Source organism: Psychromonas sp. MB-3u-54, assembly GCF_002836415.1.
In the GTDB taxonomy this organism is placed as follows: Bacteria; Pseudomonadota; Gammaproteobacteria; order Enterobacterales; family Psychromonadaceae; genus Psychromonas.
Genome location: NZ_PJBP01000163.1, coordinates 42,991 through 54,688, shown reverse-complemented (window position 1 = coordinate 54,688; position 11,698 = coordinate 42,991). Strand labels below are relative to the sequence as shown.

General features: G+C 40.2%; 9 protein-coding genes. 1 reads left to right on the top strand and 8 read right to left on the bottom strand.

Translation table 11 applies throughout. The annotated features are described in order from the left end of the window. Positions 1-506: 506 nt before the first annotated feature. The 6 genes from CXF72_RS12050 to CXF72_RS12025 all read right to left on the bottom strand — a co-directional run bounded on the left by CXF72_RS12050 (position 507) and on the right by CXF72_RS12025 (position 7,014). Positions 507-1,115 (bottom strand): thiol:disulfide interchange protein DsbA/DsbL, encoded by a 609-nt coding sequence (locus CXF72_RS12050; protein ID WP_101039263.1) that lies wholly within the window; start codon positions 1,113-1,115, stop codon positions 507-509. A gap of 41 nt (positions 1,116-1,156) precedes the next feature. Beyond that, positions 1,157-2,146, bottom strand: a complete 990-nt coding sequence (locus tag CXF72_RS12045) for a serine/threonine protein kinase (RefSeq protein ID WP_232784971.1) — start codon at positions 2,144-2,146, stop codon at positions 1,157-1,159. 50 nt (positions 2,147-2,196) lie between these two features. Then, positions 2,197-3,603: a cytochrome c oxidase accessory protein CcoG gene (ccoG, locus tag CXF72_RS12040; RefSeq protein ID WP_101039261.1), complete on the bottom strand. Its 1,407-nt coding sequence runs from the start codon at positions 3,601-3,603 to the stop codon at positions 2,197-2,199. A 464-nt stretch (positions 3,604-4,067) separates the two neighbouring features. Continuing rightward, complete coding sequence (glpX, locus tag CXF72_RS12035) at positions 4,068-5,078, bottom strand: class II fructose-bisphosphatase (protein WP_101039260.1); 1,011 nt, start codon at positions 5,076-5,078, stop codon at positions 4,068-4,070. A gap of 75 nt (positions 5,079-5,153) precedes the next feature. After that, on the bottom strand, positions 5,154-6,365 hold the full coding sequence (locus CXF72_RS12030; protein ID WP_101039259.1) for an aspartate aminotransferase family protein: 1,212 nt from the start codon (positions 6,363-6,365) through the stop codon (positions 5,154-5,156). Positions 6,366-6,429: 64 nt separating this feature from the next. Continuing rightward, a complete protein-coding gene (locus tag CXF72_RS12025) occupies positions 6,430-7,014 on the bottom strand; it encodes an anthranilate synthase component II (RefSeq protein WP_101039258.1) in 585 nt (194 codons plus the stop codon). A gap of 208 nt (positions 7,015-7,222) precedes the next feature. Here CXF72_RS12025 and CXF72_RS12020 point away from each other — a divergent pair, with 208 nt between their 5' ends. Continuing rightward, complete coding sequence (locus tag CXF72_RS12020) at positions 7,223-8,131, top strand: TIGR01777 family oxidoreductase (RefSeq protein ID WP_101039257.1); 909 nt, start codon at positions 7,223-7,225, stop codon at positions 8,129-8,131. Positions 8,132-9,108: 977 nt separating this feature from the next. Here CXF72_RS12020 and CXF72_RS12015 read toward each other — a convergent pair. Further along, a complete protein-coding gene (locus CXF72_RS12015) occupies positions 9,109-10,044 on the bottom strand; it encodes a porin (RefSeq protein ID WP_101039256.1) in 936 nt (311 codons plus the stop codon). Between the two features lie 243 nt (positions 10,045-10,287). Continuing rightward, positions 10,288-11,655, bottom strand: a complete 1,368-nt coding sequence (gene mnmE / locus CXF72_RS12010) for a tRNA uridine-5-carboxymethylaminomethyl(34) synthesis GTPase MnmE (RefSeq protein WP_101039255.1) — start codon at positions 11,653-11,655, stop codon at positions 10,288-10,290. Between the last annotated feature and the right edge of the window lie 43 nt (positions 11,656-11,698).

The window sequence follows — 11,698 nt, the reverse complement described above, 5'->3', positions numbered from 1 at the left end:
CAATACCACTAATCGCGATGATTTGTGCTTTTATTGACTCATTTTTATTATAACGATCAAGTAAAGCCGCTTTTAGTTGAACTGCGCTGTTAAAGATGGTTTTCAAATGGGAAATTCCCTTATCAAAGACACGTTATACCACAGCGCAGCAAGTATCAAGAGGGCTTGCGCGGTGGCTTTTCTCTCTGCTAAGCTTTTCAAGATGCTTTTATAGCATTCATCAAGTGGTTTAGGTAACTTGTTGTTCTAATTATACCCATGTTACTTCAAGATGCTTTGTCAGGCGCAAGATCGGAGACTAGAGCAAGACGCAACATGAAGTAATGGTTATTCCCTTTCGCAGCACTGGTTTTCGAGCTAGCGCCCCGTAGGGCAAGGAAAATTGTACCAATCTGTTTTGTTATAAAATCTCTATGTAGAATAACTATATTTCAATTTTATGCCTAGCATCTCGGCACAATTTTCCCTGCTGACTTTGGATCTTGAAGTATCATGGGTATATATAATTAGTTTTTCTTCTGGGTTAAGAAAGTGACTAGTGCAACAAACTCTTCATTACTTCGGATTGAGCCTGTATTTACTTTATATTTACCATTAACAATTAAGGTTGGCACGCCTCGAATGTTGAATGTTTCGGTATCCCGTTTCATTTGCGATGCTAATCCGCTAACCGGGAAACTTGCTAATGCGTTTTCTGCTTCCTGTTGGTCAACGCCTGCTTTTTCAAAGAGCTCAAGTACGTCTGTTCGGCCATTAATCGCTTTACCTTGAGTATGAATTTGATCAAAAACGAGGCTTGAAAATTTATCTTCTACTTTGAGGATTTCTGCGGCGGCATAAGCCAAGGTTAACTCCGGGCCAATTTGTTTACCTAAAAAGTTTACATGCACTTTTTTCATTTTTACTTGCTCAGGTAATTTTTGCTCAAGGTTAGCCATCAAGGGTTCAAATTTAAAACAATGTGGGCATAAAAAGGAAAAGAATTCTTTCACTTCCGGGGTTTCGGTGGCTGTTTGCTTGACCACTTCATAGTGGTCTCCTTCATCAAAATCAAAGGCTTGTGCTGAAAATGGGAATATCATTAAGGCCGTTATTAGTGCAAAAATCTTTTTCATTGTCGTTCCTTAGGTTAAATGAGTCGCTGTTTATACTATCTTTAATAATTTGGTTGTAAAGAAATCGGCGCTTCCTTTAAGACGATTAATTGATCTTTAAGTGATTGTAACAGCTCTTTCCAATATTGATCCGTTATAAACCACGGAAAGTTAATAGGAAAAGCGGGATCCGACCAGCGTTTATTAATCCAGTTAACATGACTAATGATACGCATTGTGCGTAGCGGTTCAATCAAGCATAACTGATTCCGGTTAAAATCACACTCCTCTTCGTAACCCTCTAATAACATTGATAATTGCAGCTGTTTCTCCGGTTTTGTACCGCTCAGCAAAATCCACAGATCCTGAATGGCAGGGCCCATTTTACAATCATCAAAATCGACAAAATAGGGCGAGTTATCTTTGAGTAAAATATTACTCGCATGACAATCGCCATGTAGGCGGATTGTTGTATGTTGGTGGTTATTAAATTGCTTTGTTATTTCAAGTTCAAGCGCATCGAGTGTGGAAAATAATGGATCGCGGAGAGATTTTGGAATATAAGGGCTTGTCCGCAGTGCTTTAATTGGGTTTGACAACATAGTTTGGATATTAAGAGGCTCTCTATGTTTAAAGCTATCCTGGGCTCCAATACGGTGTATTTTTCCTAAAGCGCAACCCACATCATAGAGTATATCGATATTATCAAGCTCCATGGAGCGTGCTGATAAACTGTTGAACAGTGCAAAATAGTAACCCTGGAAGTAAAACAAGGTTTGTTGGTTAATTTCTACGGGTGAGGCAATTTGACAGCCGTTTTGCTCTAAGACTTGGCAAAATTGGTGCTCTTCTTTTAATTGCGCTTCACTCCAGTGTTGGGGTCTGTAAAACTTTACTACGTAGCGAATTTTATTTTCATCGGTAAATAAAGACACCCGGTTTTCATAGGAATTAAGTGATATTAATCCTGATTCAGGATAGACAGCAATGGATGCCAAGGCATCAAGTTGCAGTTCAGGTGTGAGAGATTGGTAACTGAAATTTGCTTGCATGGGCATTACTCGATAAAAAAGGGCTTGGTAAGGCCCTTGATATTTTTTGTTTATAAACCAAGAAAGAAAGTTGTTTGTTGTTCTATATTTTCAATTTCACCGGACGCACCGCTCAGTGTGATGGTGATGTAAATCTTGTTTTTCTTAATCCCATAGGGATCGACAGCAATTGAAATAGGTTGGGTTAATACTTCGCCCGGTTTTATAATAATTTGCTTAGGACCAAGCAGCTGAGCGTCTTTCAGACCGGAAAAAGATAAATCGTAGGTTTGGGTTTTTATGGTTTTATTCAATATTTTTAGAGTGTATGTATTTTCAGTCAACCCTTGACTATTTTCTCGGTATAACACATTACGGTCACGGAGAATTTCCATTTCGGCACTGCTTAAATTGGTAATGTTAATGAAAAATACAGCGATCATTATTAATAATAAAGCCCCGTAAGCGATAATTTTAGGGCGTAATACACGGGTCTTTTTACCCGCTAATTTTTCTTCCGTGGTATAGGATATTAACCCGCGCGGATAACCCATTTTATCCATAGTATAATCGCAAGCATCAACACAAGCCCCGCAGTTAATACACTCATATTGTAAGCCATTGCGAATATCAATGCCCGTTGGGCATACTTGCACACAAAGATCACAATCAACGCAATCCCCTAATCCTAACTCTTTAGGGGAATCCTTGCGGCTTCTTGGGCCTCGAGTTTCACCGCGCTTCGCATCATAACCGACAATATAAGTATTTTTATCAAACATGGCTGACTGGAAGCGGGCATAGGGGCACATATGCAGGCAGACAATGGATCTCATCCAACCGGCATTGATGTAGGTGATCACGGCAAAAAAGAGCACACTGGTGGTGGTGGCAAAACCGCTATTTAAGGTGAAAAAGTCGAGGTAAAGTTCGCTAACAGGCACAAAATAAGATGAAAAAGCCAAGCCCGTGAGTAAAGATATTGTTATCCAACCTATATGTTTTGCCGCTTTACGCCAAATTTTATTAAAGCTCCAGGACATTTGATCCAATCTTTTACGTTTATTTGCACTGCCTTCACAACGCTCCTCAAACCAAATGAAGATAAAGGTCCAAACCGTTTGCGGGCAGGTATAACCACACCAAACTCGGCCCAAATAGGTAGTGACAAAGAACAAAGCAAAAGCCGCAATAATAAAGACCCAGGCGAGCAGGGTGAGATCCTGTGGAAACAGGGTCATATTAAAAATATGATACTGTTGATCGGCAATATCAAATAAAATGGCCTGCTGCCCATTCCACTTTATTAGCGGTAAGGCAATAAATGCAAGAATTAATCCCCAGCCCGTATAACGACGCAGTTTTTGATAAAATCCATACATGGCACGCACATAAATTCGGTTGCTCGGATTATATTGTTTAACGTCGCTTGTCTTGCTGCTGTCTATCTCTTTTATTTTAATACGGTCAGTCATCATTCGATCCTGAGGTGGGGGTTTTTGAAAGCATATTATAAAGGAAATTGGCTCAATAAAATAATGCATTTGCAGATAATACTAATTTGACTTATTAATTTATTCTGAGTAGTAAGCATAAACACTTTTTTTTTAGTGCCTTTTCTCTTCTTTTGCAAATGCGCTTTCAACTTGATTCCGCAGTTTTTTTTCTGGCGGCTTTGAAGTGAAATTTTACTTACTTAAAAATCAAATGCTTATCATGACCTAGGAAAGTAGCATATTCCTTTCGTTTAAAGCAATTGAGATTAAAGGCTGGAAATTTCATAGAATCTCTAAAGTTAAAAACAGTAGAGTTTAGCTAGTGTGTTGTTTTGATTGATTGGGCTTAGGGTTGCAGAGGTTTATATCAATAAACAAGTAATTGATCATTATTGCATGCCGTTTGCAGAGGCGAAACGGCATGCCGATCTTTTAAAAAATCAATTTTATAGAATGATATCTTTTAATTTTCGATCTTTTCTATCTAAGTAATGAGTGGAGCAGATACGACGTATAGTACGTGACTTACCGCGCACTAATAATGTTTCTGTCGTTGCTAAACGTCCATTTGCTGATACGCCTTCAACTAAATCACCTTTAGTAATACCGGTTGCAGAAAAAATTATATTATCATTTTTAACTAAATCTTCGAGTTTTAAAATTTTGTTAACTTCAATGCCGACCGCTTCACAACGTGCAGTTTCTTCTGCTCCAATTTTGATATTTTCCTCTGTTGCCCCTTTAACCATCGGACGAGGAATCAAGCGAGCCTGCATATTACCATCTAATGCGCGCACAACCGCTGCAGAAATAACACCTTCAGGTGCACCACCAATACAATACAATACATCTACTTGGTTATCGGGCATACAGGCTAATACAGAAATAGCAACATCACCGTCGGGAATGGCAAAAACACGCACGCCTAAACCCTGCATTTCTTTAATAATTCGGTCATGACGCGGTTTGGCTAAGGTAGCAACGGTTAATTGACCTAAGGGTTTATCCAATGCGGCTGCAATTGCTTTTAAATTTTGCTCTAAAGAGAGATTTAAATCAATGGCATCTTTAGCATTCGGTCCCACAATTAATTTTTCCATGTACATATCAGGTGCACGTAAAAAACTGCCTTTTTCGCCAACCGCGAGTACTGCGAGTGCATTAGACTGACCCATTGCGGTCATGCGAGTACCTTCGATAGGATCGACTGCGATATCAACGGTATCACCTATGCCGGTACCAACGTGCTCACCAATATAAAGCATAGGGGCTTCATCAATTTCACCCTCGCCAATAACGATTTCACCATCAATCTCAATTTGGTTGAAAGTTAAACGCATTGCTTCTACGGCTGCACCGTCTGCTGTGTTTTTATCACCTCGGCCTAACCATTTATAACCGGCTAGGGCAGCTGCTTCTGTTACTCGACAAAATTCTATTTCTAATCCGCGTCTCATTTTTGAGCTCCCACTTTAATATATTTTTATTGGCTAACTATACAGGATAGTTAGCTGCAATTTTCTGTTATTAGATTATTCAGTTAGTATTTTTACTGCTTGCTTAAATTTATCCATGGCCTGATCTATTTCTTGATTACTGATGTTGAGAGCGGGTGCGAAACGGATCACATTTGCACCTGCAGCCAGTACTAATAAACCTTGATCTGCACTTGCCAGCAGCAAATCTTTTGCTCGGTCCTGATAGCGATTATTTAAAACTACTCCCAGTAATAAACCCGCCCCACGAACCTCTTTAAAAACATCATATTGTTGGTTTATTTTCTCCAGAGCATGACGTATTAAATGTTCTTTTTCTTTTACCCCGTTTAAGATTTGATCGCTATTGATTAACTCAAAGGCTTTGCTGGCAACGGCACAAGCAAGCGGGTTGCCGCCAAATGTTGTGCCGTGTGTTCCTACCGTTAGGCAGCTGGCAAATTTATTCAAGGTTAACATTGCCGAAATAGGGAAACCTGCTCCTAAGGATTTTGCCGAGGTAAGCACATCCGGGGTCACACCTAATGCCATGTAGGCAAATAATGAACCGGTGCGGCCCATACCTGTTTGTACTTCATCTAAAATCATTAGCGCATTATATTTATCACAGAGTTTACGGACACCCTGAGCAAAGGATTTATCGATAGGTAAAACACCGCCTTCACCCTGCAGAGGCTCAAGTAAAACAGCGCAGGTTCTATCGGACATCGCATTTTCTAATGCGCTTAAATCATTGTAATCCAGGTGTGTTATATCGCCTGGTTTGGGCCCAAAACCATCGGAATAAGCTGCACTACCGCCTGCACTGACCGTAAAAAATGTTCGTCCATGAAAGCCGTGATGGAAGGCGATAATTTCAGTTTTTTCTTTACCGTAATGATCAAAGGCGAAACGACGCGCTAATTTTAATGCGGCTTCATTGGCTTCTGCCCCTGAATTTGCAAAAAAAACTTTTTCGGCAAAAGTATTATCAATAATCTGCTGTGCCAATTGTAAAGCAGGTTCATTGGTATAATAATTACTGACATGCCATAGTTTTTTAGCTTGCTCTGTTAATACTGCTACTAATTCCGGATGTGCATGGCCCAGTGCATTCACAGCAATACCACCCGTTAGGTCGATATATTCACGATTTTCTTGATCCCAAACACGAGAGCCTTCACCACGAACAGGGATCATTGCTAAAGGGGCATAATTGGGCACCATAATTTGATCAAAAAGCGCGCGCGTGATGGCAGGGTTTGACATAAAAAATCCTTTAAAATAAAAATACCAAATAAGGGCTTAAAATAATGGGTGCTAATATACGCACTTATTTTTTGAAACCAAGTGATTGGTCAATAAAATTGTTGAGCAGTTTGAGGCCCTGTTCAGACATAATGCTTTCGGGATGGAATTGTACCCCTTCAAGCGCTAATGTTTTATGGCGGATAGCCATTATTTCATTACTGTTGAGCACCCTTGCCGTGACTTCCAGGCAACTGGGCAGAGTGTCCGGATCAAGTATTAGGCTATGGTAGCGTGTGATATTTAAGGGATTATTTAATCCTTCAAATACACCTTGAGCATCATGTTCAATCAATGAATTTTTACCATGCATCACTTTATTGGCGCGCACTACTTTTGCGCCAAAGACCTGACCGATACTTTGATGGCCCAGACAAACACCTAATAAAGGAATTTGACCCGCAAAACGTTCAATCGTTTTTAATGAAATACCGGCTGCATCGGGTGTGCAGGGGCCGGGCGAAATGACTATCTGATCCGGGTTTAAGTCAGTAATCTCCTGTAAACTTATCTGATCATTCCTTTTTACTATAACCTCTTGCTTTAGCTGGCCAAAATACTGCACTAGATTGTAAGTAAAAGAGTCATAATTATCGATCATCAAAAGCATTGGGAAATTACCTGTCATAAAATAGCCGGGTATTATTTTATCATTACAACTCTAAACCACCTACACTAAAACCAAGTCTACAATTAACTTACTGATCTATTGAGTGTCTGTTTACGTACAACATTATATAAAATTGAGTTAGGTACCCACTTTGTTCGATCTAATTTAAGCAAATTGGGATGATATAAATGAAGTAATGGGAGTCATTATGGATAAAGGTAAAGTGCTGCTAACCGGTTCATCAGGTCTGGTTGGAACGGCTTTAAGTGAGCTTTTGAAAGCGCAAGGTTATCAGGTCGGGAGATTATTACGCCGCGATCAGGCGGATCAACCCTACTGGGATATTAAGCAGCAATACCTTGCACTTAAGGATTTTGAAAATCCCGATGTGATTATTCATTTAGCGGGTGAAAATATTGGTGACGGGCGATGGACCAAGGATAAGAAAAAGAAACTGAGAGACAGTCGCATTCTATCTACCCGGTTACTGGTCGAACATTTCAAAAAAGTCCTGCCGCCCCCTAAACTTTTTATCTGCGCTTCGGCAATTGGTTTTTATGGTAATCGAGATCACGAAAAGCTTGATGAAAATAGTGCTGCCGGTGCTGATTTTGTCAGTCAGTTAGCACTGGATTGGGAAGAAAGCAGCCAAGGAATTAAGGAGGCAGGGACTAGGCTTGTGAATCTGCGCACCGGTCTCGTTATCAGTAAAAAAGGCGGTGCATTAGCGAAAATGTTGCCGGCTTTTAAACTGGGTTTAGGCGGAAAAATCGGCTCCGGTGAGCAAATAATGAGTTGGATTGATATTAACGATATGATCCGCGCTGTTTTATTTATTATTGAAAATGAGAATCTTCAAGGCCCGATAAATTTGGTCACTCCAAACCCTGTGACTAACCAGGTATTTAGCCAGCTGCTGGCAAAACAGTTAAATCGCCCCTGCTTTTTTCCCCTGCCTGAGGGACTGGTTAAGTTGCTGTTTGCTGAAATGGGTAAGGAATTATTGCTTTCAAGTACGCGGGTAAATCCTAAAAAGCTGCTTGATGCTGGTTTTGTATTTAAATATGCCAAGTTAGAGAATAGTTTTTTTCAGCAGTTTGGGGGGAAATCAGAATAAATTCAGGGATTAAATTAAAATCAGAGTTAGGTTTACTGTCTATCCCTAAAATTTTGCAAATGAAAATAGAAAAGTAAATTTTATAAGGCATTGTAATTTAAGTAGTTAATTATAAAAAAGCAAAGCAAAGGAAAGGGCAGCCTAAGCTGCCCTAATTTTAGTCATCCTGTCTTATCCATGACGGTCGAAGCTTCCTGCTGCATATCCTTATTGACTATTGCGACCCTACCTGGGCTTCCACTTCCCCAGTCCTTTGGGTTTCATCCATTTTATATCCCTATCAGATAAACGTTCCTGTTTATCTGCCGGCTCCCTTTCCTTGGGAGGTGTCCTTTTTTGTCATCCTGACTTAATAATACTCATCCCAAATATTATTAACCACTTTTATCCATAAAGTGTCCGGTGTATGCCTGAGCAGATAAATAATCCTTATTTATCTGTAACAACCAGCTTACTATTGTTATCTCTGGATTCTCCGTTGCTGTAAAACCATCCTGATTCTTACAAGGCTAATGATATGCCCTTATCTTAAAATATTAACAATGAAAATCACATTTTTTTGATTTTGTGATAAGAAATTTATAACAAACTGTTTTATTACAGTAGGTTGTATTATAGAACTTGTTTTTAAACTTTTTAAAATCAGCTTGATTGACACAATGTCGTCGAGCAGTAATGGTCAATCTCTTACAAACTATAGTTGTTGATTTATAAAACGCAATAATTATCAAACAGTTGTGGTTATTTATCGTACAAAACTGCGTGAGAAGGCAATAATGACGGCTTGCTTCGAATAGGGCAATAATGCCAATTTTCTATAAGAAGAAAGGGCAGCCGAAACTGCCCTGAATCTTATTAGTTCCCAGCTCCTTTGGGTTACCTCCCTGTAAGATAAACAATCCCGTTTATCAACTAGCGCCTTTCCCTGCCGCTTTTATTAGGCGGATTTAATCATAAAATCCGTGACTGAGCAGTGATTAGAAGTTGTAACGCAGACCCGCTACTAGCTCATCATCACCATCTGTTATGTTATTCAGCTTATATGAAGCGTAAGTGCGCAGGCTGTCGTTAAAGCGGTATTGTCCTTCCAATGCCGCGTAGTCAGCTGTATCAGTGGTAACACCTGCTTCTTCTTCATCGGCCATAGCGTAGGTTGCGATCATGCGGAACTCTTTAGTGAACTTATATTGAGCAGCCACTTCTAATGAAGTGAAATCATTCGTATCAGAGATTGAACCCATTGCGTAAGTAGTCGCAAGATATAAATCTTCAAATGTATATCCCGCACCTAAAGTGATTTGATTCTCCTGATCCTGATCTGCATAGGAAATACCTAAGTCTACACCGGTATCCATTGAGTAACGTGCTGATAAACCGAAAGAGTCTTCAGCGGCGGCATCTACTGTTTTAGAACCGTTGGCAATATAGTTGGCTTTTAGTGATAAATTCTTAATAGAGTTATTTGCAAATACAAAGTTATTTGACTGTTTATCCGATGCTGCATCAATAATCTGCTGCACACCTGAATGATATGAGGCAATATCCGTCATATTAGAAAGTTGTACGCTAGCTGTGTCCTGACGGCCGTAGGAAAAATCACCAGCCACTGTGCTTAAACCTGCAAACAGGTAGCGGTTATCAATTTCTGTGCTGCCATCTGGTCTATCTAATTCATATTCCATAAAAGCAAAACCCGTTAGCGTTTCAGCAATTTTTGTTTCACCTTCAAAATTGATCCGTGCACGGCTTTTATCCAGCATTGAACCATCAACTGCATCGGAAAATAGCGCGCGTACTTCAGCTCGGCCGCCGATTGATAATTTAGTATTCTCTTTGTCGTAAACCGTTGCTGCACTTAACGCGCCTGAAACGAAACTGCTAAGGATCAATGTTGCTAATAATGTCTTTTTCATAATGCTTCCAATTATAGTTAGTTAAAGGTTTTTTTGGTTTGTCAGCTCTGCGGCTGTTTACGAAAAGAAGCATAACTTTTTACTGTGACAATATTATGACAAATAGCAGTGTATTCTGGAAAAAAGAAACTTTTTTTCAGTAGGTTATGGTGGTAATAGTAACGATAATTATTACTGTTTGTAGTTGGGGGATAAAAAAACCGCTGAATAGCGGCTTTTGATTAACGGAAAAAAGGTGGTTATTTATTTGCCAATACAGAAACTTGAGAAAATCTTGCCAAGCAGATCATCAGAACTGAATTCGCCGGTAATTTCACTCAGGTACTGCTGGGTTAACCTTAACTCTTCAGCTAATAATTCACCCGCTCTATACTCTTCGAGCTGTACTTTGCCTTCCATTAAATGACGCTGGGCGTTATCAATGGCTTCTAAATGGCGGCGTCTTGCCATAAAACCACTAGTCGTATGGCCCTGATAACCCATAATCTCTTTAAGGTGTTCTTTTAATAAGTCCACTCCCTGGCCGGTTTTTGCTGAAATACGATAAACGGGGTGATCATGATTTTCCGTCGTCGTTAGCGCCTCTCCAGTCAAGTCGGCTTTATTACGCACGACGGTTAAACCCACTGATTTTGGCAGTTTATCAATAAAATCCGGCCAAATTTGACGGGGATCTTCAGCACTAGTGGTAGTGGCATCGAGCATAAACAGGATACGATCCGCTGTTGCTATCTCCTGCCAGGCGCGCTCAATACCTATTTTTTCAATTTCATCGGCCCCTTCACGCAGACCCGCGGTATCAATAATATGTAATGGCATACCGTCGATATGAATATGTTCGCGCATCACATCACGGGTGGTACCGGCAATGTCGGTCACTATGGCGCGCTCGACGCCTACCAGGCTGTTTAATAAACTTGATTTACCGGCATTGGGTCGTCCTGCAATAACTACTTTCATGCCATCACGTAAAATAGCCCCCTGTTTAGCCTGCTTTTTTACCGCTTCCAGGTTATCAATGATCTGGTATAAACCTTTGGCAATTTTTCCGTCACTTAAAAAATCCACTTCCTCTTCAGGAAAATCAATAGAAGCTTCAACATAAATGCGTAAATAGATGAGGCTTTCAACAAGCTCGTTTATTTTCTCTGAAAATTCACCCTGTAAAGAGTGCAGGGCACTTTTAGCGGCTTGTTCTGAGGTTGCTTCAATTAAATCCGCAATGGCTTCAGCTTGTGCTAAATCAAGCTTATCGTTCATAAATGCACGTTCTGAAAACTCTCCAGGCTTGGCGCCACGAAGATTTTTCATGCTTAAAATCGCCTTAATAAGCATATCCATCACCACGGGACCACCATGTCCCTGAAGTTCCAGTACATCTTCGCCCGTAAATGAATTAGGGGCTTTAAAAAACAATGCAATACCTTGATCCAGCACGTCGTTATGCTGGTCGCTAAAGGGTAAATATTCGGCAAAACGCAGTTTAGGTACTTTGCCTAAAATGATTTTTGCTACCGCCTCTACATCTGGGCCTGAAACGCGAATAATGCCAACACCACCACGACCGGGTGCGGTTGCTTGAGCAACAATTGTATCAGTAGCTTTGATCATGATTAGACCTCGAAATTTAAATTAGGATACCCAAACTACTTGA

Bases quoted from the DNA above. Each gene is read 5' to 3' on its own strand.
- CXF72_RS12050 (WP_101039263.1), bottom strand. From the start codon at position 1,115: ATGAAAAAGATTTTTGCACTAATAACGGCCTTAATGATATTCCCATTT.
- CXF72_RS12045 (WP_232784971.1), bottom strand. From the start codon at position 2,146: ATGCAAGCAAATTTCAGTTACCAATCTCTCACACCTGAACTGCAACTT.
- ccoG (WP_101039261.1), bottom strand. From the start codon at position 3,603: ATGATGACTGACCGTATTAAAATAAAAGAGATAGACAGCAGCAAGACA.
- glpX (WP_101039260.1), bottom strand. From the start codon at position 5,078: ATGAGACGCGGATTAGAAATAGAATTTTGTCGAGTAACAGAAGCAGCT.
- CXF72_RS12030 (WP_101039259.1), bottom strand. From the start codon at position 6,365: ATGTCAAACCCTGCCATCACGCGCGCGCTTTTTGATCAAATTATGGTG.
- CXF72_RS12025 (WP_101039258.1), bottom strand. From the start codon at position 7,014: ATGCTTTTGATGATCGATAATTATGACTCTTTTACTTACAATCTAGTG.
- CXF72_RS12020 (WP_101039257.1), top strand. From the start codon at position 7,223: ATGGATAAAGGTAAAGTGCTGCTAACCGGTTCATCAGGTCTGGTTGGA.
- CXF72_RS12015 (WP_101039256.1), bottom strand. From the start codon at position 10,044: ATGAAAAAGACATTATTAGCAACATTGATCCTTAGCAGTTTCGTTTCA.
- mnmE (WP_101039255.1), bottom strand. From the start codon at position 11,655: ATGATCAAAGCTACTGATACAATTGTTGCTCAAGCAACCGCACCCGGT.